Source organism: Collinsella aerofaciens (genome assembly GCF_028209625.1).
In the GTDB taxonomy this organism is placed as follows: Bacteria; Actinomycetota; Coriobacteriia; order Coriobacteriales; family Coriobacteriaceae; genus Collinsella; species Collinsella aerofaciens_AM.
Map to the genome: position 1 here is coordinate 1 of NZ_JAQLDU010000017.1, position 21,954 is coordinate 21,954.

The 21,954-nt window shown below is 58.9% G+C and carries 19 protein-coding genes; 7 read left to right on the forward strand and 12 right to left on the reverse strand.

What is annotated here, in order from left to right:
- Window positions 1-118: 118 nt before the first annotated feature.
- The 9 genes from PMW70_RS08385 to rnd all read right to left on the reverse strand — a co-directional run bounded on the left by PMW70_RS08385 (window position 119) and on the right by rnd (window position 9,136).
- Window positions 119-1,297 (reverse strand): acetate/propionate family kinase, encoded by a 1,179-nt coding sequence (locus PMW70_RS08385; protein ID WP_271744570.1) that lies wholly within the window; start codon window positions 1,295-1,297, stop codon window positions 119-121.
- 164 nt (window positions 1,298-1,461) lie between these two features.
- Window positions 1,462-2,640, reverse strand: a complete 1,179-nt coding sequence (locus PMW70_RS08390; RefSeq protein ID WP_006234305.1) for an acetate/propionate family kinase — start codon at window positions 2,638-2,640, stop codon at window positions 1,462-1,464.
- A 102-nt stretch (window positions 2,641-2,742) separates the two neighbouring features.
- Window positions 2,743-3,921: an MFS transporter gene (locus PMW70_RS08395; RefSeq protein ID WP_118448946.1), complete on the reverse strand. Its 1,179-nt coding sequence runs from the start codon at window positions 3,919-3,921 to the stop codon at window positions 2,743-2,745.
- Window positions 3,922-4,040: 119 nt separating this feature from the next.
- Window positions 4,041-4,931, reverse strand: coding sequence for a LysR family transcriptional regulator (locus PMW70_RS08400; RefSeq protein ID WP_118448949.1), 891 nt, complete (start codon window positions 4,929-4,931; stop codon window positions 4,041-4,043).
- Between the two features lie 41 nt (window positions 4,932-4,972).
- Window positions 4,973-5,308 carry a histidine triad nucleotide-binding protein gene (locus PMW70_RS08405; RefSeq protein ID WP_035137921.1) on the reverse strand — a complete coding sequence of 112 codons (336 nt, stop codon included), beginning with the start codon at window positions 5,306-5,308 and terminating at the stop codon, window positions 4,973-4,975.
- Between the two features lie 49 nt (window positions 5,309-5,357).
- A complete protein-coding gene (gene xseB / locus PMW70_RS08410) occupies window positions 5,358-5,624 on the reverse strand; it encodes an exodeoxyribonuclease VII small subunit (RefSeq protein ID WP_006234311.1) in 267 nt (88 codons plus the stop codon).
- 42 nt (window positions 5,625-5,666) lie between these two features.
- Complete coding sequence (gene xseA / locus PMW70_RS08415) at window positions 5,667-7,118, reverse strand: exodeoxyribonuclease VII large subunit (protein WP_334203918.1); 1,452 nt, start codon at window positions 7,116-7,118, stop codon at window positions 5,667-5,669.
- A gap of 115 nt (window positions 7,119-7,233) precedes the next feature.
- Window positions 7,234-7,938, reverse strand: coding sequence for a zinc metallopeptidase (locus PMW70_RS08420; RefSeq protein ID WP_117840204.1), 705 nt, complete (start codon window positions 7,936-7,938; stop codon window positions 7,234-7,236).
- Window positions 7,939-8,002: 64 nt separating this feature from the next.
- Window positions 8,003-9,136: a ribonuclease D gene (gene rnd, locus PMW70_RS08425; protein ID WP_161144751.1), complete on the reverse strand. Its 1,134-nt coding sequence runs from the start codon at window positions 9,134-9,136 to the stop codon at window positions 8,003-8,005.
- Window positions 9,137-9,234: 98 nt separating this feature from the next.
- On the opposite strand from rnd, the gene PMW70_RS08430 reads away from it, so the two are divergent.
- The 5 genes from PMW70_RS08430 to PMW70_RS08450 all read left to right on the forward strand — a co-directional run bounded on the left by PMW70_RS08430 (window position 9,235) and on the right by PMW70_RS08450 (window position 16,065).
- Window positions 9,235-10,152: a diacylglycerol/lipid kinase family protein gene (locus PMW70_RS08430; protein ID WP_271744572.1), complete on the forward strand. Its 918-nt coding sequence runs from the start codon at window positions 9,235-9,237 to the stop codon at window positions 10,150-10,152.
- Between the two features lie 399 nt (window positions 10,153-10,551).
- Window positions 10,552-12,495 (forward strand): C69 family dipeptidase, encoded by a 1,944-nt coding sequence (locus PMW70_RS08435; RefSeq protein ID WP_271744573.1) that lies wholly within the window; start codon window positions 10,552-10,554, stop codon window positions 12,493-12,495.
- Window positions 12,496-12,895: 400 nt separating this feature from the next.
- Entirely contained in the window at window positions 12,896-13,468 is a 573-nt protein-coding gene (locus PMW70_RS08440) for a hypothetical protein (protein WP_271742898.1), read from the forward strand.
- A 106-nt stretch (window positions 13,469-13,574) separates the two neighbouring features.
- Complete coding sequence (locus PMW70_RS08445; protein ID WP_271744574.1) at window positions 13,575-15,326, forward strand: ABC transporter ATP-binding protein; 1,752 nt, start codon at window positions 13,575-13,577, stop codon at window positions 15,324-15,326.
- Window positions 15,319-16,065 carry an energy-coupling factor transporter transmembrane component T family protein gene (locus tag PMW70_RS08450; protein ID WP_117773924.1) on the forward strand — a complete coding sequence of 249 codons (747 nt, stop codon included), beginning with the start codon at window positions 15,319-15,321 and terminating at the stop codon, window positions 16,063-16,065. The genes PMW70_RS08445 and PMW70_RS08450 overlap by 8 nt, the downstream gene beginning before the upstream one ends.
- A gap of 125 nt (window positions 16,066-16,190) precedes the next feature.
- Here PMW70_RS08450 and PMW70_RS08455 read toward each other — a convergent pair whose 3' ends face one another.
- Both PMW70_RS08455 and PMW70_RS08460 read right to left on the reverse strand, forming a co-directional pair.
- Entirely contained in the window at window positions 16,191-16,937 is a 747-nt protein-coding gene (locus PMW70_RS08455) for an aspartate/glutamate racemase family protein (protein ID WP_271744575.1), read from the reverse strand.
- Window positions 16,938-17,021: 84 nt separating this feature from the next.
- A complete protein-coding gene (locus PMW70_RS08460; RefSeq protein WP_271744576.1) occupies window positions 17,022-18,278 on the reverse strand; it encodes a carboxylate--amine ligase in 1,257 nt (418 codons plus the stop codon).
- Between the two features lie 223 nt (window positions 18,279-18,501).
- Between PMW70_RS08460 and PMW70_RS08465 the strand changes: the two genes are divergently transcribed.
- Window positions 18,502-19,134, forward strand: coding sequence for an MOSC domain-containing protein (locus PMW70_RS08465; protein ID WP_271744577.1), 633 nt, complete (start codon window positions 18,502-18,504; stop codon window positions 19,132-19,134).
- Window positions 19,135-19,368: 234 nt separating this feature from the next.
- Window positions 19,369-20,502 (forward strand): coiled-coil domain-containing protein, encoded by a 1,134-nt coding sequence (locus tag PMW70_RS08470; protein WP_099431497.1) that lies wholly within the window; start codon window positions 19,369-19,371, stop codon window positions 20,500-20,502.
- Between the two features lie 37 nt (window positions 20,503-20,539).
- Here the strand turns inward: PMW70_RS08470 and PMW70_RS08475 are convergent, their stop codons facing one another.
- On the reverse strand, window positions 20,540-21,919 hold the full coding sequence (locus PMW70_RS08475; RefSeq protein ID WP_271744578.1) for a serine/threonine protein kinase: 1,380 nt from the start codon (window positions 21,917-21,919) through the stop codon (window positions 20,540-20,542).
- Window positions 21,920-21,954: the final 35 nt, after the last annotated feature.

The window sequence follows — 21,954 nt, forward strand, 5'->3', positions numbered from 1 at the left end:
GGAGGAATTCCGGAATCAGTCCCTATGTGCGGCGTAGGCCGCTTATTAGCCCGTCCAAGAATTGGGGCGCAGTTCACTGTTGCTCTGGAGGCCTTTTTGTCAATTACAGACGAATGCGTTAGTTGTTCTTGGTCAAACGCTCGATGTCGTGGGCGATCATGTATTCCTCGTCGGTGGGGATGACCATGACCGTGACGGAAGAGCCGGCGGCGCTGATGACCTGCGGGCCGTTACCCACGGCCTCGCGGTTCTTGTTGTTGTCGATGCGCACGCCCAGCCACTCGAAGCAGTCGCAGAAAGCCTTGCGGATCGACCAGTCGTTCTCGCCAATGCCGGCGGTAAAGGTAATGGTGTCCACGCCCGCCATGGAAGCGATCATGGAGCCGGCCTGCTGCATGGCCTTGTAGGCGAACATATCGAAGGCGAGCAGGCAGCGCTCGTCGCCCTCGGAGGCGCGCGTACGGATGTCACGGGCGTCGTTGGAGATGCCCGAGATGGCAAGCAGACCAGACTGCTTGTTCATCATGTCATCGACTTCCTGGTAGCTGTAGCCGCCCTCGCGCTGCAGGTAGCACACGGTAGCCGGGTCAATGGAACCACAACGGGTGCCCATCATCAGGCCGTCGAGCGGCGTGAGGCCCATCGTGGTATCGCGGCATACACCGTCCTCGATGGCGGCGAGCGAAGCGCCGTTGCCCAGATGACACGAAAGCAGACGGTGGCAGCGCGAACCCAGGATCTCCTTGGCCATCATCCACTCGTAGCGGTGGCTCGTACCGTGGGCGCCGTACTTGCGCACGTGGTACTTGTTACACACGTCCTTGGGCAGGGCGTAGGTGTAGGCGACCTCGGGCATAGTCATGTGGAACGAGGTGTCGAAGACGGCCACGTTGGGCAGCTCCGGATACTTCTCGCGACAATACTCGATTGCCGCTGCCTCGCCGTAGTTGTGCAGCGGGGCAAGCGGTGCCACCTCGAGAATCTTAGCCATGACCTCATCGTCGACGACCGCGGAATCGTCAAAGTACCAGCCACCCTGAACGATACGATGCCCAATGCCATCGATCGTAAAGTCGGTCTTCTCGAGCTCCTCGAGCACACGTGCGATAGCCGAACGGTGGTCCGGGAAGGGGACCTCCTCGGTTTGCTTGGCGCCACCGTTCTCGGAGTGGCCAAAGATGCCCATGTCCGAACCGATACGTTCGCAGTTGCCCTTGGCGAAAACCTCGCGGGTATCGGTATCCAAAAGCTGATATTTAAGGCTTGAGCTACCGGCGTTGACAACAAGTACGTTCATGAGACTCCTTTGCAGTGCGATACGGTCGGCGCAGACCCCTTAAGGCGGCCGCATGTTAATAAGAAGTTATCACAGATTAATAAATAACTATCAGGCATATCGCCCAACGAGCACAAAAGAGGGGCCGAACGGCGCTCGGTCGTCCAGCCCCTCCCCTTTTGCAATTACTTGCCGTTGACGATGCGCTCGACGTCGGAAGCGATCATGAACTCCTCGTCCGTGGGGATAACGAAAATCTTAACCTTGGAATCCTTGGCAGACAGGCACCATGCGCCGTCACCACGCAGGGCGTTGCGGGCATGATCCATCTTGACGCCCATAAAGGCCAGGCGGTCGGCCACGCCGGCGCGGACGGCAGGAGCGTGCTCACCGATGCCGGCAGTGAAGACCAGGGTGTCCATACCGCACATGGAGGTGGCCATCTCGGCAGCCTTGGCGGCAATCTTGTAGACGAACATATCGAAGGCAAGCTGGGCCTCGGGGTCACCGGCAGCGGCGAGCTCCTCGACGTTGCGGCAGTCGTTGGTCTTGCCGCCGGTCACAGCCAAAAGGCCGGACTTCTTGTTCATCATCTCGTCGACCTCGTCGAAGGTGTAGCCGCCCTCGCGCTGCAGGTAGCACACGGTAGCCGGGTCGATGGAGCCGCAGCGGGTGCCCATCATAACGCCGTCGAGCGGCGTCAAGCCCATGGTGGTGTCCATGCACTTGCCGTCCTCGATGGCGCACAGGGAAGCGCCGGAGCCGATATGGCACACGACGACCTTGCGGGCCTCGCCGTTGGTCATCTCGGCGACCTTCTTGGAGATGTAACGGTAGCTGGTGCCGTGGGCGCCGTACTTACGGATGTGCAGCTTGTCGCAGACGTCCTTGGGCAGGGCGTAAGTCTTGGCGACCTCGGGCATGTTGAAGTGGAAAGCGGTGTCGTAAACCGTAACGTTGGGCAGGTCGGGATACTGCTCCAGGCAGTACTCGATAACGTTGGCCTCGGGGTTGTTGTGCAGCGGGGCGAGCGGAGCGACCTCGCGGATCTTGGCGAGGACATCCTCGTCGACGAGGGAGGAATCGCCAAAGTACCAACCACCCTGAACGATACGGTGGCCGATACCCTCAATCTTGACGCCGTTGGCCTCGAGGTCCTTCAGGACAACCTCGATGGCGACCTTGTGGTCGGGGAACTCGATGTTCTCGGTCACCTTCTTGGAGCCGTTGGCAGCATGGGTGAAAGTGCCGCCGGTAAAGCAGACGCGCTCGCAGGAGCCCTTTGCGGACACCTTGTGGGACTTGGTATCGATGACCTGATACTTAAGGGTCGAAGATCCTGCGTTGACGACCAGAACGTTCATGTGTCTCCCTACTAACAGGCGGTGTGGCGCCGCCAGGTTACATACGTTTCAATAATAAACCCAAACGCCCTCGCGCTCGGGTTTATTGCGTTGATATATAAGTTATCGGTGTCTAAATACCCATGTCCTTTGGCTTGTAAGACGAAAGAGCGCGGGGATATACACCAAAGAAGAGATTCCGAGTGCGACAAGCAATATGACTCGAATGCCCGCGATGCTGCTCAACGCAGCATTGAACAGATAGAAAAGGATGGCGCCCACCGCCACCATCTGGCTTTGAACCGAAATCAGTGAACAGCGCATCGAAGAATCGGCTGCTTTTTGAAAAATTGAGTATTTAATTGGAGCAAATAACGAGTACGCAACCGTCTGCAGCACATAGAACACGGGCAGCAAATTAGCCGGAGTAAGGGGAATCAAAAACAAAGCTGTCAGGAAAAGGCGCACGATGCCGCAAATACGCGCAAAGCGGCCCTTGTCGACATGAGCAATCGCACAGGGCACAATAAGTCCCATGGAGGCCGAGGCAAGGAGCTGGACCGCAATGGTCACACCCGAAGCGACGGCATTCATTCCGCGACCCGCAAGCAGCAGTGATAAAAAGTCTTCCAGGGCGACAAAAGCAAATGCCTGAGAACAGTCCATGATGAACGCTGAACGAAGAATGCCATTACCCGCAATAGCGGCACCGATCATCTTCGGGCTAATCCCATGTTCAGGTGTCGTCGCAGTGCCCCCTCTTCGCATCTCAGGAATGCAGACAACGACAACCAACGTCAACACCATTGCGATGATATCTGCCGAAAGACCAATGAGATATGCACCGACGGACGAAATGAAACCGCCCACGCAAGCGGAGATGGCATAAGAGGCATAGAAAACAAATCGCTCAACGACATTAAGTCTTACGAGCTGGTCCTGAGAGACGCTGTCAATGTAAATCGCTTCGATGGATCCGCTCACACACGCAACGGCAAAACCCTTGAGAGCGAACGCACCGATTAAAAGCAGGGGAGAACGGACGAGAAGCAGGGCGGCGTAGTATCCAAGCATTCCCACGACGCCAACGAGACCGCTTGTCTTTCGTCCAAACCTATCAGCAATATAGCCAGTGGGAACTTCAAGGATGAACTTGCTCACTTGATATGCAATCATCATGCTGGAAATCGATACCATCGAAAGTCCGACGAACTCAAGGTAGACAGTTAGAAAATACAAGATGGTGCTGAAGTTCGACAGAAAAACGAACGTCATATAAAGCAAAACCGTACGGTTTTTCATGCTCCGCCCTCCAAGAGTCAGCAATCTAAATCGGAATCTTGGAAAAGCATGAGGGCAAAGCTGTCAGCTATGTGTTACAAGGCGTCAATAATCACTTGATGCCTCGAAGCCAATTAATCTCACGAAGCAAGATGACGCAATAGGTGCAGAAAAACCGTCTGGTGTCGATCAGTCCAGGAATTTTGCCGATAGCAAAAGTAGATAGGCAAGGTTACATCACGCGAACCTTCAATGGAGCACTCACTCACTTCTGACCCATCCGATGCGAGAGAGGACCCAGACAAACTCAATATCAATCCCCCGGCTTGAAGAAACTCAGTCTGAGCCCTGCTTCCGTATTCAACATCACGGAAGCGAAAATTGACGAGCTGGGCTTCGGGACATTGATTGATTGCATTGAGACAGGGTGACAAATTAATGGGAACAGCGAGCCTGCCGCCCAGTAACTCGCGAATGGTCATGGCGCCCACAGATTGATGACCCGCTGGGCATGAAAGAACCTTGAGCTCCTTTTCACCCAAGTATTTCGAAGAAAGGACACTGTCCCTTGGTTCCTCAAATGAGATGGCCGCATCCGAAATACCAAGCACAAGTGATTCAAAGCATGTAGCCGTTGGCTGATGCCACACATCAAGGTGAATCTGAGGATGCGAGCGTTCAAACGAGTCATACCAGTTTTCGGCAAAAAGGCGCCCCCGCCCATGAAGGCAGGGGGCGTAAAGACGAAAGTGGCCATCGGGCGAAACGCCGTCGCTCCCCGATTGAGCGTACTTTTTGAGATCGTCGACTTGTGCCAGGATCACGCGTGCACGACGCGCAAATTCTCTGCCCGCCGAAGACAAAACAGCCTCCCCCGCCGATCGGTTGAGCAAAACAATCTGATACTCAGATTCCAACTTTTTGATTGCCGACGAAACAGCCTGCGGACTCACATGAACGGCGCGAGCTGCTTTGCGCACGCCGCCATAGTTCGCTACCGCTTGAAGGTATTCGAGTTGAGAAAGCTGCATAGATTACTCCAAAGGCAGCCAAGTCGACGGGCTACGCGCCCTCAGATGAGGTTCTCGCCCAGGTTTTTGCCGCCGAGGACGTGCATATGGAAGTGCATGACGGTCTGGCCGGCGTTGACACCCTTGTTGGAAATGACGCGGAAACCGTCCTCCAGTCCCTTGGCCTTGGCGACCTCCTGGATGGCGTGAGCCATGGCGCCCATGGTCTCGGCAGGCACGTTGTCGGCGATGTCGCTGTAGTGCTTCTTGGGGATCACGAGCGTGTGGACCGGCGCCTGCGGGTTGAGGTCGTCGAAGGCGATGACCTGGTCGTCCTCATAGACAACGGTCGAGGGGATCTCGTGGTTGGCAATTTTACAGAAGATGCAATCGCACATAGCTGGTTCCTTTCTTACAGACCAAGGTAATTATATTTGGTCGAGATGCTTAGAACGAAAGGTTATCATCGGTGTTGGCGGCCTCGCCGTCGGCGAGCACGTCGTTGCCGTCGACGTCCTTAAGGAGCACCGAGACCTTCTGCTCGGCATCGGACAGGCGGGTGCGCAGGCTTTTGAGGAGCTCGACGCCGCGGGTGTAGCTCTCGAGCGACTCCTCGAGCTCCATATCGCCCGACTCCAGGCTGCGGATGATGAGCTCCAGCTCCTGCGAGGCCTGCTTGTACGTAAGCTGCTCTACCGGGGTCTTCTCTGCCATATCTGTTTCCTTTCCTAAGGGTCTATCACTGCGAAACGCGGTCTACTCGACCGTATCGACCGTTGCTGCCACGTTGCCGTCTGCCATGCGCACGCGAATGGCGTCGCCAGGCTTAAAGGTCTTGGCACTCGTAGCCACACCATCATCGCTGTACGCGATGGAATAGCCGCGAGCAAGCACTTTGAGCGGCGACAGGGCATCGAGCGACGCTGCCGCACGGCTCAGGTCGGACGCTGGCCTGCTGAGCATCGTGCGCCCTTGATGCTCTAGGCGGGAACTCGCAAGCGTGAGCGCATGGCGCTTACCATCGAGCCCCGAGGTGCTTGTAATCAGACGCTCGGGCAAGCGCTCAAAGTTGGAGCGGAATGTCCCGACCGAGCGTACTATGGCGCCCGACAGGCGATCGGCAGTCAGCGCAAGCTCCGATTCGCGACGCTCGACCATAAATGTGGGGTCGTTGAGGCACGGGCGACACGCAGCGGCATCGAGCGCATCACCCAAGCGAGCCGTATAGGTATCCCAGGCACGGCGACCGCGCTGATCGAGCATCTCCAGGTCGACCTGGGCCGACCCAATCATCGATGCCATCGCGGCACCCAGACGCTGATGGCGCGCCTCGAGCACATCGGCCAACTCCGTCATAGCCGGCGCCACCGATTCTGCCGCCGCCGTGGGCGTGGAGGCGCGTCGGTCGCTCACCATGTCGCAAATCGAGGTATCGGGCTCATGGCCAATGCCGGTCACCACGGGCACAGGACAAGCCGCCACCGCGCGGGCAAGCTCCTCGTCATTAAAGGTCATGAGGTCCTCAAAGGAACCGCCGCCGCGCACCAGCAAAATACAGTCGGGCGCCGGCGTAATGGAAGCGGCGCGGCGCAAGCCCTCAATGAGCTCGGCCGGCGCACCCTCGCCTTGAACCTTGGCGCCCACGCAAACGAGCTCGACGAGCGGGTTGCGACGACGCAACGTGCGCTTGACGTCGTCGATTACGGCACCCGAAAGCGAGGTGACGACCGCCACGCAGGAGCAGAACACCGGGATGCGGCGCTTGCGCGCTTCGTCCATCAGGCCCTCGCGGCGTAGCTTTTCGGCCAGTTGCGCCACTTGTTGACGCAGCAGGCCCTCCCCCGCCAACGAAAACGAGCGGGCAACAAAGCTCATGCGGCCCGTGGCCTTATAGAGATTGAAGCTGCCCTTAAAGCTCACCTGCATGCCGTCGCGCAAATCGAAGGTGCGCTTGAGATAGGCGCCCTTCCAGATGATGCAGTCGACGGCGGCCGAGTCGTCTTTAATCTGGAAGTAGCAGTGGCCGCTTCGGGCGTTGGGACCACGGAAACCCGTGACCTCGCCCAGGACACTCAGCTGCGGAATGGCATCGAGCGCACCGGCGGCGATCTCTACCGCCTGGCTCACGCTGAGCTCCTTACGCTCCTGCTCGTCCGAACCGTCGAACTCGGCGGAAACGGCATTGCCGGTTAGATTCCAGCCTGCCACGCAGCCTCCTTTCGTCATCGTGCACAAGGGCTCCGGCCCTGCGCAAATTCAAGTCCAACACATAGTACAGCGCCGCGAGGACACGAATCCCCGCGGCGCCTGCCTGTCCCATTTGTTATCGGTTGGAGTTTCTGTTGTAGCGAGCCATAAGATAGAGCAGCTGAATAATCGAGGTGAGCGCAGCGGCAACATAGGTAAGCGCGGCGGCCGTCAGCACCTTCTTGGCACCGTTGACCTGCTTGGAACTCATGCCCGACTGCTCGATATACGCCACGGCGCGGCGGCTGGCGTCAATCTCGACCGGCAGCGTAACGAGCTGGAACAGCACGCTAAACGAGAAGAAGATCAGCGCGAGGGTCGTGAGTCCCGCGATGTTCATAAACAGGCCCAAGAGCAACACGATGGTCCAGGTGTTCTGGGTAAAGTTGACGACCGGCACGAGGGCGGTACGTACCTTCATCATGGCATAGCCGCTTTGACGCTGCGTGGCATGGCCTGCCTCGTGACAAGCGACAGCAACGCTTGCGACCGAGCCGCCCGAACGGTTGGAATCCGACAGATACAGGTTGTTGTCCTGCGGGTTGTAATGGTCAGTGAGCTCACCGGCGACACCCTTGATACCCACGGCATTGCAGCCGTTGGCGTCGAGCATGCGGCGAGCGACCCTGGCGCCCGTGTCGCCGTCCGAGCGAACCTTGGACCACGTCTTGTACGTCGAATTGATATAGCTCTGCGCGGCAAGGCCAAGCACCGTGCAGACAAGCACAACCAGCAGGTACAGCGGGTCGATACCAAAGCCGTATCCATAGTAATAGGGCATGCGAATTCCTCCGAATCGAGTTACACGTTGGAGGCATTCTACCCACTCAAGCGGCTAGGCTTCCTTACAGGAGCTCGATTTTGCCGTCCTTCACGGTGAGTCCCATATTGCCGGAAAGCAGATCGTCCAGGCGCGAACCCACAAGCTCAAAACGCCAGCCTTCGCGCAGGGGGCTTTGCTCAGGATGCTCGATGTAATCGGCCAGGTCATCGCGCGAGGCAATAACCGAGGTCGCCACGCCCGATCGTTCGGCAACCAGGCGAATAAGCGCATACATGAGGTCCGTCACGCTCTCCAGCTCCGGCGAGATCTGGTGATGCCCACGCACCATGAGCGGCAGACGATCGTGCGGGCAGCTTGCGCCACGCTTGATGGCCATGAGCGCACCGTCCACGTCGCGCTCCCCCAACTGGTCGGTACCGCGAATGCTACGGAACTCCTCAACGCGCACAGGATTGCGCTTAACGAGCGCAAGCAGCGTGTCGTCGGACATGACCCACTTGCGCGGGATGTTACGGCGCTCGGCGCGGTCCTCGCGCCAGGCGGCGAGCTCGCGCGCGATGCCCAACTGGTGACGGCTGCACGAATTGATGCGTTTGACCTTACGGAACGCCTCGTGGCGATCGGCGCGATAGTGCGACTCGTCAGCCAGCGGGCGCAGCTCGTCGAGCACCCAGTCCACACGGCCCAGCTCGCGCAGGCGGCTCATCATCTCGGTATAGGCGACGATCAGGTACTTGACGTCATCGATCGCATACTCAATCTGCTTATCGGTCAGCGGGCGACGCGACCAGTCGGTCAGCGACTCAGTCTTGGGCAATGAGACGCCGCAAAACGTCTGCACGAGCGCGCCGTAGGAAATCTGCTGACGTTCGCCCAAAAAGGCGGCGGCCACCTGCGTGTCAAAAATCGGACGCGGCAACACGCCTACGGTATGAAGCATAACTTCCATGTCCTGCGAGCAAGCATGGAACACCTTGGTCACGCTCTCGTCAGCCATAAGCTCGGCCAGCGGCGACAGGTCGTCGATCACCAGAGGGTCGACCGCGACGCTCTCGGCAGGGGTGGCAATCTGAACCAAACACAGGCGCGGATGGAACGTGCGCTCGCGCAAAAACTCGGTATCGACGGCAATCGCGTCAAACTCACGGGCGCGCTGGCAAAAGTCGAGTAGAGCCTGATGTGTGGAAATGTACATATCAACCCATCGAATAAGGTTAGGCCCGAAAAACACGGGTAGGATAACGGCATTGTCTTACAACTATACTCGGTTAGTCACAGAACGGGAACGTAAGTATGCGCTGCCTTATCATCCACAACCCGGCATCGGGCCCCAGCTCAGATGAAATCTACGCATTCACGCACGCCCTCGCGCAGGGCGGCGACGAGGTCGTGATGCGTTTTATCGGCGACGGCATGGAACCCGAGGACGCCGTGGCAGACGTGCGCGAGTTTGATCGCGTGGTGATTTCGGGCGGCGACGGCACCGTCTCCAACGTTCTCGACCAGATGCGCGGATGCGGCGTCCCCACGCTCGTCTTCCCCTCCGGCACGGCCTGCCTGTTCTTCAACAACATCGGCAATGCCCCTGAGGCGGCGGCGCTCGCCAAGGCTTGCCGCGCCGGTCGCACGGTCAAAGTGGACATGGGCGAGCTCTTTTGGCTCGACGAGAACGGCAGAGAGAAGCGCCACGGCTTCATCATCATCGCCGGCTCGGGCTTCGACGCCGAGATCATGATGAAGGCCGCTCCCACCAAAAACGACATCGGCGAGATCGCCTACTTCCTCTCCGCTCTCGCCACGCCCAATCCCACGGTGGCGCACTTTACCATTGAGCACGACGGCATTGTCGAGGAGCTCGACGGCATCTGCTGCATGGCAGGCAATACCTCGGTCATCCAAAACGACATCAACCTGTTCCCCAGCTGCCGCATGAACGACGGCATGGTCGACATCGCGGTCATCGAGCCCGTAAAAACCGTCCAGCTCCTGCCCACCGTGATCACCGCCGCACTCGACCCCGCCGGCAAGGTACTCGGGCGCCCGCAGTTCAAGATCATCCAGACCAAGGAAGCCAAGATCACCTGCACGCCATCGCTGGGCATGCAGTTCGATGGCGAGATTATCTCCAGCAATTCGGGCGTCTTTGGTGCCCGCGCGCTTCCGCAATGCCTCGACCTCATCGTCGACGAATTCTCCCCGCTCGGAAAATAGGAGGACCCCATGAACGACAATCCCCTGCTCGGCTTTATCGTCATCGTTCTGGCCATGCTCGTCGGTTACGCCATCAACGTGATTCACCGCCGAAAGAAGTAGCCACCGCTCTTTCACAGCACGCGCAAACCCGGACCCCTCATCGGCATGACACAACGTGGCGGCGAGGGGTCCATCATTTTTTGCGACACTTTACTTAGCTACATCATTTGCTGGCGATATGCAGATTGAATTACCTAGTAAATGAGTACATTTAACCGTTCATCGCATTTTTCACTACGCTTATCGAGTAAAAATCTTTCATAAATGTATATTGTTTCGAATTCGTTACGCTTGGGGAGAGTATTTATTGGCTGAAGCCCTCTGGAGACAGAGGGCTTTCGCACGCTGGGAGGGAACATGAGTAAAACTCATCCCGTCAACGCGCTCAAGAAGCTTGGTATAGGCCTTGCATTTGGAGCTGCAACCATCATGTCCATGCCGACCTCTGCACTCGCTTGCACGCAGGTCTACATGGGCAAAAACCTTACGGCCGACGGCAACACGTACTACGGCCGTTCCGAGGACTATGGCCCGCGCTATCTTAAGCACTTTGGCATTGAGCCCTCTCACGGCCCGGGACATACGTACAGCTCGGACGAGTCTTCGTTCATGTACACCTCGACCAAGACCACGTATCGCTACACCTATGTACGCGACCATCCCTCCCAGTGGGACAACCGCTGGGATGCCTACTCTGAAGCAGGCATCAACGAGAAGGGCGTATCCTGCTCCGCCACGCTAAGCACCAGTATGAATGCAGATGCCGAGACAGCAGACCCCCTGACTAACACCGGCATCGGCGAGTACAACTACGCCAGCGTCATCCTGGGCGAGAGCGCCACGGCCCGCGAGGGCGTCGAGCTCCTCGGCAGCCTGATTGACGAGCAGGGCGTCTGCTCCAACGACCAGATCATCATCGCCGACAACAACGAGACCTGGCTGTTTGCCGCGCTTTCCGGTCACCAGTGGATCGGCATGAAGCTCGCCGACGACGTCGCCTCGATCAACCCCAACATCGGCAACCTCAACTACGATGTCGACCTCAACGACCCCGAGAACTGCCTGCACTCCGAGGGCATCGAGTCCATGCCTAAGGAGAAGGGCTTTGCCGAGTACACCGACGGCAAGTTCGACGTCGCCGCAACCTATGGCGAGACCATTCAGAATTCCGGTATGCACCAGTGGACCCGCTACGTCCAGGGCCGTAACTACTTTGGCAACGAGCTCCAGGAGGGCACCGACTACGAGATCGTCAAGGACGAGCGCGAAGAGGCTCGCGCCACGACCGGCGCCTTGGTCCACGAGATGCAGCCGCTGTTCTTCCAGCCCGGAAAGACAGACTGGACTACCTTTGAGATGATTCGCTCTCTCGGTAACCGTGGCGAGAATACCCCGGGCCTTAACGCCAACACTGACGGTGCCTATGCCATCGGCACCGAGCGCAACACCGAGATTCACGTCTTCCAGGTTCGCAACGGTCTTGATCCCCAGGTTGCAACAATCCAGTGGGAAATGCTCTCCCGCGCCGCGTACTCCGTCGCCATCCCCTTCTACTCCGCACTGCTCACCGAGGTTAGCCCGTATTTCAGCGACCAGACCGTCTCCTTCGACCACTGCAAAGAGACGGACGTCGTGTACAACGAGGAGCCCGAGAACTCAATCAACTACGTCCTCATGGACATCAGCTCGCTCTGCTTTGAGAACCCTGACACCCTTGGTATCAGTGTCCGTGCCTACCTCGATGCGCTCCAGAACGAGCTCATCGAGCAGAACAAGGAAGTTGACGCCGCCATGCTGGCCGAGACGACCCCCGAGGGCCGCACTGCCCTGGCCAACAAGGCCGGCAAGGCTGCTACCGAGAACACCTACGTCAAGTGCAAGGCCCTGCTCCAGGAGATGCGCGCCTATCAGAAGGCCGAAAACTTCGACCAGCCCTTCACCCCGAGCGACCTGAACACCGAGACCAACGGCCTCAAGGTGTCCATCACCTACGCCAAGGACGCTCTTGCCACCGACCCGGTAACCCCGGATCAGCCTGGCACCCCCGAGCAGCCTGGTACTCCTGAGCAGCCCGGTACCCCCGAGCAGCCCGCTAAGCCCGAGCAGCCCACCACCAAGCCCGAGAAGCCTGGCAAGTCGGACACCACGACCACGGTAACCACCAACAAGACGAACACCAAGGGCGGCCTGCCCACCACCGGTGATCGTTTTGATGGCCGCGTGGTGGCTGCATTCGCCATCGCTGGCGTTGCCGTCATCTCCGCGGGCGGTTACTTCCTCTACCGTCGCAATAAGGAGTAACGTCTTAGCTGAGCGGGCAAGGCAGCAATGGCGGCCTCGCCCGCTTAACCCGCCTTTTTGACCGACGGGAAACCCACCTGAAATCTTTTTAAAAAAGATTTCCCCGCACACACTTCGCTGTGCTATAGTGCAGCGCAACAGCAACTAGGTGCGACCGCGCCACGGCATCACGAAAGGAGCCACCAACATGAAGAACACGATGAAGTCTCTCAACAACTGGTGGTGGCGTGATGCGAATACGATCGGTCGACAGTGAGTCCCTCACGCCTGTTTTTGCGCTCTAGGTGATTGGAAGGCCTCCGGTTTCGACCGGGGGCCTTTTTCTATCTCGAGCCCGATCGCATTCGCATCACGCGCCTCCGCTTTTCTCTTGCAATCCCCTTCCGAAAGGATTTTCACCATGTCTCAGAACACCACCGCCACCCAGCCCCGCACCGTCCAGACCGCCGACCGTGGCAAACTCGATGTCCGCGCCCTCGTCCTGCTCGCCATCCTGCTCGCCGCCGGCTTCATCCTCAACTTCACCGTCGGCAAGGCAATCTCGGGCATCTCGGGCGGCATGATCAGCCCCGAGTTCATCATCTCGGCCTTCTGCCTCACCATCCTGGTCGTTCGCCCCAACATCGGCCAGGCGCTCGTCATTGGCCTCATCTCGGCTGCCGTGATCCAGATCACCACCACTTCGCCGTTCGTCGATTTTGCCGCCGAGGGCATCGCCGCCATGCTCATGGCCGGCATCGTCAACGCCGCCGGCAAGGACGGTCAGGTCAAGCCCGCCATCGCCATTGTCGCAACCTTCCTGACCACCTTTGTCTCCGGCGCCATCTTCATGGTCATCAAGATGGCCATGCTCGGCGTGGTCGGCGAGCTCGCCGCCGCCATGTTGCCCGTCGTCGCCATGACCGCCGTCTTTAACGCCATTCTGGTCGGCGCCCTCTACCTACCCATCCAGAAGGCCCTGAAGCTCAACTAACCCACAGTGCCCCATCGGTAAGGACTGTCCCAAACAACTAGCTCTTGGGGACGTTCTTAAACGACTAGTCATTAAAGAACGTCCCCGATGACTATGAAAGGTATCCATGGAAACGATCATCAACGTCGACGATGTCTCGTTCTCCTATGGCACGCAGACCGAGCAGGCGCTCAGCCACATCTCGCTCAGCGTGAACAAGGGAGATTTCATCGGCATCATCGGGCCCTCGGGCGCCGGCAAGTCCACGCTTGCCGCCTGCCTGTCGGGTGCCGTGCCCCACCACTACACCGGCACGTTCTTTGGGTCCGTCATGGTTGACGGCCACGACACCTGCGAAGCCTCGCTCACCGACGTGTCGCAAATCGTCGGCAGCGTGCTGCAGGATATCGACACGCAGATGGTCGCCTCGGTCGTCGAGGACGAGATGCTCTTTGGCCTCGAGAACTTTGGCGTTCCCCACGACCAGATCGAGCAGCGCGTGAGCGAAACGCTCGAGACCGTCGGCATCAGCGACCTGCGCGACCGCGAGATCGCCACCCTTTCGGGCGGACAGAAGCAAAAGGTAGCCATCGCCGCCATCCTCGCCATGCGTCCGCGCGTCTTGGTTCTCGACGAGCCCACCGCGGCACTCGACCCCGCCAGCTCCACGTTGGTCTTCGAGACGCTGCGTGAGGCAAACCGCACACTTGGAATCACCATCGTCGTCGTTGAGCAAAAGGTCGCCCTGCTCTCGGAGTACTGCAACCGCGTGCTCGTGCTCAACCATGGCGAAATCGCGCTGCAGGGCGAACCACACGAGGTCTTCGCGCATACCGACGAGCTCCGTGCCATCGGCGTCGACTGCCCTCGCGTCACGCGTATCTTCAATAGCCTCGAGGCCGATGGCCTGGTAAGCGGTACCCCTTGCTTGGATGTCGATGAGGCCGAGCGCCTGATTTCGGGCATTGTCGACCCCGCACACGCAAGCAGCGACATTCAGGCACCCGCCGGCTCACCGCACGCACCGTCGTTGCGCCCTCATGCCAAGGACGCCGAACCCGTACTCACCTTCGACCATGTTGAGTTTGCCTATCCCAATGGCGGCGCCGCCGTACACGACCTCAACCTGACGCTCTATCCCGGCGAGCTCGTGGGCATCGTCGGCCAAAACGGTGCCGGCAAGACCACGCTCACCAAGCTGCTCACAGGCCTGCTCAAGCCCGCCTCGGGCAGCGTGCGCGTCACGGGACTGGATACCGCGGCCGTTCCCACGAGCCGCATCGCCCGCGAAGTCGCAACGCTCTTCCAAAACCCCGACCGCCAGATCTGCAAGGATACCGTACTCGACGAGGTCGCTTTTGGCCTGGAGCTTGCCGGCATCGACCGTGCCGAGGCTCTGCGTCGTGCTCAACTCGTTATCGACCGCTTTGGCCTGCCTGCCGATGAGGCACCTTTCTCACTTTCGCGCGGCCAGCGACAAATGGTGGCGCTTGCCTCCGTCGTAGTGGTTGAGCCCAAGATCGTCGTGCTCGACGAGCCCACGAGCGGCCTTGATTACCGCGAGTGCATGACCGTCATGGAAACGGTGCGCACCATGGCCGAGCGCGGCTGCGCCGTTATCATGGTCTGCCACGATATGGAAGTTGTTTCCGACTTTGCCAAGCGCATCGTCGTCATGGCAAACGGTCACATCCTCGACCGCGGCCGCACGCACGAGCTATTCTCGAACATCGATCTCATGCGGCGTGCCTATGTTGAGCCGCCCCAGGTTATTGAACTCTCGCGCCGTCTGGCATCTTCCGTCTCGCCCGCTTTTGCGCAGGTGAGCGAGGTCACCGATATCGTTCGCATTACCAAGGAGATGGTCCGCCGTGGTTAACGTCATCGACTACATGCCGGGCGATACGCTGCTGCATCGCCTGAACCCCGTCGTCAAACTGGGCCTCGCCGCCGCCATCATCGTCGGCATCTTCTTGTCCGACACCTACGTGGCGCTGCTGGGCTTTTTGGCACTCACCCTTGCGCTGGGTGCCTATGCCGGTGTCGTCGACCGTCTGCTCTCGCTGCTCAAGTTGCTGATTCCGCTCGCGCTTATCATGCTGGTGCTCCAGCTTGCCTTTATGCGCGATGGCAACGTTGTGTGGGGCTTTATCACCGACACGGGCCTCATCACAGGATCGAAGGCCTGTCTGCGCCTGCTGGGTGTGGCGTTACCGCTCATCCTCATGCTCATGGTGACCAAGCTCAACGACCTTGCCAACGCCTGCGTCGAGGTGCTGCACGTACCGTATCGCTATGCCTTCACCTTTACCACGGCGCTGCGCTTTGTGCCGGTGTTTGGTCAGGAGATGAACGCCATCATGGAAGCGCAGACCGCGCGCGGCGTCGAGTACGACACCAAGAACCCTATCAAGAAGCTTAAGCTCATGCTGCCACTGTGTGTGCCGCTGCTCATCTCGAGCGTGGGCAAGACCGATGCCACGGCCTTGGCGGCAGAACAGCGCGGCTTCTATCTGCGCACGCGCGCCAGCTCGTACAAGCGCTACCCCATCAAGGGCCTGGACATCGCCGTACTCATCGTCAGCATCGCCCTCATCGCCATCGGCTTCCTGTTCTAGTTCGCCACCGACAGCAACCGCCCAACGCAAAAGGCCTCGGCTCGCACCAAACGAGCCGAGGCCTTTATTGTTTCACCAGATAAAACCTACCAAAATTAACCTGTCCCTTTTTGACGGGTCGGAAGCTAGAGGCGGTAGGGGACGCCGCTGCGGATGATGGATTCGCGCACCAGGACATCCATAGCATCGAGGGTGATCTCGGGCATCTCTCGATACTTCTGCAGCACCGATAGCTCGGTGCAGGCCAGAATGACACGGTCGCAGCCGCTACGGGCGAACTCCCACATCACACGGTCGAACTTATCCATATCGGGCTCACGTCCGGCTTTCACATCATCGTAGATAAGCGACATCACATCGTTCTGACGTTTCTCGCTGGGATAGACGACCTCAACACCCGCAGCCTTACATTCGCGGCCGTAGACGCCCGCGCCCACGGTGCCATCGGTGCCCATGATGCCGATCTTATGCACCGGCTCGGCCGGCATACTCAGGTTGGGGTCGAACTCACACTCCCCCATCACCGCGCCGGCCAGAGCATAGCGCACCGACTCGCGCGGCATGTGGATAATCGGCACCTTCGTAAACGACTGGATCTGGTCGTAGAAGTAGTGTGACGTGTTGCAGGGAATCGCTATGTGCGCGCAGCCCAGCGACTCGAGCGCCTGAGCGCACTCCTTCATGGTCGCCAGCAGCTCGGCATGCTCACCGGTCTTGATGGCCAGCGTGCGGTCGGGCATGGTCGACTTGGAAAGCACCACCATGTCGATATGCTCCTGGTCGCACGTAGCCGCCGTATGACGTACCACCTGGTCGTAGTAATACGACGTGGCCTCGGCGCCCATGCCGCCGATAACTCCCAGCTTTTCCATCGCCGCCTCCTTGGTGACGCCCACGCAATTGCGCGTATCATACCCGCGCCCGCCCGATGTAAACCGGACGGGCGCCGCACTCATCTACTTGTAATACGTCTCGAACAGCTTAAAGTGGCGCAGCTTGGTGTGCCACATGCGCAGCCAGCGGTTAAAGACAAAGTCGCCCTTCATAAACGAAGGGTCGGCGCCCTTGCCTTCCTTGTCCAGGCGATGCACCTTAGCGCGCAGCTCGGGATCCTTGACGTACTTGTCGACGACGCCCATGGGGACGACCATCCACAGGGCCTCGTCCTGAGCCGTCACAAACTCCGGCTCAAACGGACGGTTGAACACATACTCGTCCACCACATACTTGGCAACGTTAAAGCCGCTGTTGGTAACGTAGTAGTTGCTGCGGCCCTGGCGCGTGTTGAAATCGAAGAACTTAAACGAGCCGTCGCGCTCGTCGTACTTAACGTCAAAGTTGGAATAGCCCACAAAGTGAAGGTCCTCGAGCAACTTGCGCACGCCGCCCATGAGCTCGTCGTTGGGCTCGGTGATGATACAGGCGTGGTTGCCGACACCGTGAGGCTGATGCTCCTCGAGCAGCACGTGACCCAGGCACATCATGCGCACCTTGCCGTTGCGGTCGGAATAACTGGTGAGCACGCGCATGTACTCGTCGTTGCCGGGCACGCGATCCTGCAAGATCAGGTCGTCGGTGTAGCCGCTGGCATACGAGTCGCGAATGACCTGTTCCAGCTCGGCACGGTCGGCAATCTCATAGGCCTTTTTCTGGCCCTCGAACTCGTGCTGCCACCACATGATGCCGTCAGAAGGCTTCAGAATCATCGGGTAGGGAAAATCGATCTGGTCGAGCACTTCGGCAGGCGCCTCGCCTTGGGCGTTCAGCATCGCCATGGTGAAGGTAAAGGTATGCGGATAGGGCACGCCATGCTTCTCGCACAGCTCGTAGAAGATCTCCTTCTTCTGACACTGCTCAAGCATGCTATAGGGAGCGTAAGGCGCGACGATGTTATCCGCCAACTCATGGGCATCCTTGGCCTGAGCCACGAGGGCAACATAGTTATCGCCACAGCCCACAAGGACAATCGTCTTATCGGCATGCGCTTGGGCAATGCCGTTGACGGTCCTGAGCATCACGGACATGGTATCGATATCCACGTTGGGCGTGTAGTCGATAATCTGGCTGCGGTACGCGGGACCCGTCTGATACTTGCCAAAGACCAGACTCTTGACCTGGTACTCCTCATAGAAGGCGCGCGCCACCGAATAGGCGTTGATGTCGCCACCGAGCAGCACGGGAATGAACTCGCGCTCTGTAAACTGCAATGCCATGGAAACTTCCTATCATGAACTGCCCACACAACGGGGCGGTCTTTGCGCAACTGATTTATTCTAGCGTGCCAAGCCGCCGGCGCCCAAAGCTCCACCGTATCTATGGCAATCGACGCAATCGTCCAGCACGAAGACGGCGCTCACCGTTGTATGACAATGGGCAATGAACCTACCATTGTTGTAGGATTCAGCGTATTGACATCCTCGAACGAAAGGCGCGCACGTGCCCCAAGACCATCCGACCGATAATCCTATCCTCAATGCCACGAAGCGCGAGCTGGCGGAACGCGCACAAACGGCCGTTACCCTACGCACGGCAAACGATGCCTACGACAGGCCCGCCCGCATCGTCTCGATCAACACGTCGGCGCACAAGGGCACACGCAAGTCGCCCGTCGCGGATGGACACGACACCGTTATAGAACAATTTGGCCTCGCCTCCGACGCACACGCCGGGCATTGGCACCGCCAGGTTTCCTTTTTAGCTGCAGAGTCTATCCAGACGGCGCAGGCGCGCGGGCTCGATGTGCACGAGGGCGACTTTGGCGAGAACTTCACAACCCGGGGCATCAACCTGCTCTCGCTCCCCTTGGGCACACAGCTCAAGCTTGGCAGCGAGGTGCTTGTCGAAATCAGCCAAATCGGCAAGGTCTGCCACACACGCTGTGCCATCTACTATCTCGCCGGCGACTGCATCTTTCCCCACGAGGGCGTTTTTGGCGTGGTACTAAAGGGCGGAGAGGTCCATATCGGCGACGACATCCAGGTGGTCAAGCTCGGCGACGGCACCTGCTCGTTCACCCCTGCCGAGGCCCTCGAAGAGATTGAGCGGGCTCGTCAGGAGGGCACGCTGTAGTTGTAAAACCCCACGTTGAGATAGCTTTTACAGCCCAAAACACCTCTCAAATAGGGCTCCGTAACGTTAAAGTTGAACTCTATGGTTTCTCAACAATTCATCATAACTGCAGGTCAAAGCCAAAGCCTCAAGTTCAACTTGACCCTTTGGAACCTTTAAGGTTCAAGTTGAGGTCGAAAGCAGTAGTAGAATACCGTTCGAACCATAACCTACGATTGATTGCAGAGGGACTGGATGCAGCATTCGAATCATCGCGCCGCAGCGCTCATTGCGTCGAAGCCGGCTCGTATCATCACGAGCGCCGCGCTCGCCGTTGCGCTGACGGCCACGCCGATGCTCTCCCCCGTTGCGGCGTATGCCGCCTCGCAGGCAACGCAGGACCAGCTTTCCGCAGCCCAGCAGAAGATCGAAGCCGCCACGAGCGCCTACAACGACGCCCGCACCAAACTCGATGACCTGCAAAAGCAGATTGACTCCAATGAGGCAAGCATCGAGGAAATCGAGGCTAAGCTTCCCGAGCAGCAGGCCAAGGCAAGCTCCGCTATGCGCGATCTGTACAAGTATCAGAAGGGCACCAATCCCATCGTGAGCTTCCTGGTCAACGCGCAGAGCCTGGGTGAGTTCATCACAACCTGCAAATACACCAACCAGATCACGAGCTCGAGCGTCGACGAGATCGAACAGCTCAATAACATGCAAACCGAACTCGAGCAGAACAAGGCTGAGCTCCAGCAGGCCAAGTCTCAGCTTGAGGCAGAGCAGAAAAACGCCGAGGATGCGTTGGCTCAGGCCCAGCAGCTCCGCAGCGAGGCACAGGCAAAAGCCGAGCAGGAAAATGCCGCCGAGCTTGCCAAGCTTGAGGCCGATAAGGCCGCTGCCGCCGAGAAGCTCTCGGGCGAGGGCGTAAGCGGCAGCAATTCCAGCAGCCAGGCCACCAACACCAACACCACCATCGACACCACGGTGAACAACGCCAATACCGGTAGCTCCGATTACGATTCGTTCATTAATGAGTGGACGAGCCGCATCGACAATTATCTCGCCGGCTCCCCCATGGCAGGCCAGGGCTATAACTTTGCCGTCGCCGCTTGGAATACCGGTGTCGACCCCCGTTGGTCCCCCGCCATCGCCTGCATCGAGAGCACCAAGGGTGCTTATTGCGCCAATTCTTACAACGCCTGGGGCTGGAGTGCCCGTGGCGGCGGTTGGCGCAGCTTTGGCAGCTGGAGCGAGGGCATCTCCGCTCACGTTGCCTATCTGGGCGCCAACTACGGCTCCACCCTTACCCCGGCAGCGGCCAAAAAGTACTGCCCGCCCACGTGGCAGGACTGGTACAACAAAGTCGCCGCTCAGATGAACCGCATCTAAGTGCAACTGCAAAGGGCCCCAATGGGGCCCTTTTCTTTTAGGTAGCGGAGGTATCGACGACGCCGGTCGCATTGGCAACCGCGACTATGACGATCATGCATAGGAGCAGCACGCCCAATGCCTTGAGCCAGAGTTTCGCGAGTTTCTTGCCGCGATAGCTGTCGAGCAGTACGAATCGCCGACGAAGACGGCGCTTATCGAGCAGCGCAAAATGCATAAGCACCATAAGGCCATCGACAAAGAAAAAATACTCGATTATGAGAAGCCACGTCGGGTAGCCTTGGTTTGCTCCCGTAGGGTGAAAGACGGCAAAGTGACTTCCGGCAAAGAACACAAGTAGCGAGAAGCAGACAAGCGTATTCCAAATGCGCCCCAGAGACTCCGGAACGCGAGAGAGCAGACCGCATGCAGCGGAGGCGGCAGGCCTAGGAAGCCCTGCGGGGTTCTGGAGCCCTTGGGGCGTCAACACCGTCTCCGAGGCCGGAGTACGGACAGGCGCAGGCGCAGGAGGCCGCACGGGGCGACTCAGATCGTATGCCGCGCGCGTAGCCCGTCCCAACGCTTCCGCACTCGCAAAACGCTTAGCCGGGTCGAGCGCCATCGACATGCAGATGACATCGGCAAGTGGAGTGGGAATGCCACGCGCCTCGCATTGCTCGCGCATGTCGAGCCCTGGTTTAGGGTCGATTCCCGTCAAGCAGAAGAACAACAGGGCGCCAAGTGCGTAGACGTCGCTGCGCACACTCGTCTGCCCAAACCCATACTGCTCGGGCGGCGCATAGGGTCGCGTGCCAAACTTGACGGTGTCGGCATCGGCGCCATCGCGCCATACGCGCGCGATCCCCAAGTCGATAATCACCAGCGATGAAAACGTCAGGCCCTCATCGAGCGTACGGCTCGCACCTGTCACGATGATATTCGATGGCTTGAGGTCGCGATGGATCACCGGCGCCGACGTCTCCCCCGCCATTGCAAAACCGGCATGGAGCTCGCCCACGGCGTCGCAAAGGGCAGGATACAATTCACATGCATAATCGGGGGTGGCTCCCAGACGGTCCACCAGCACCCCGAGCGTCTCACCTTCGATATATTCCATAACCACGTTAAGCTCGTCGCCCACACGACGGCAATCGACGATTCTGGGCAGGCGCTCAAAACGCCTGCCCGCCCGCTGAGCGGCAAACAGACGCTCGTATGCCCCGCCGATTTGAGTCGAAGCATCGATGCGTTTACGGACAAAGGGGCCGAGCGAACCACCGCCGGTTCCTTCAAAGTACACGAGCTCAGTTGTTTCAACGGACGAGCGCTTAAGTACACGCTCCACGCGATAGCTGTCGTCGCGATCGAGCGACGCCAGGTGCTCGGCAAGCGCTGCGGTCAGCTCGTCATCGGGATATGTTGGGGTCTGAGTATCCATAGCCTCCATCATAGCGCAGGGCGCAGACACCCCAT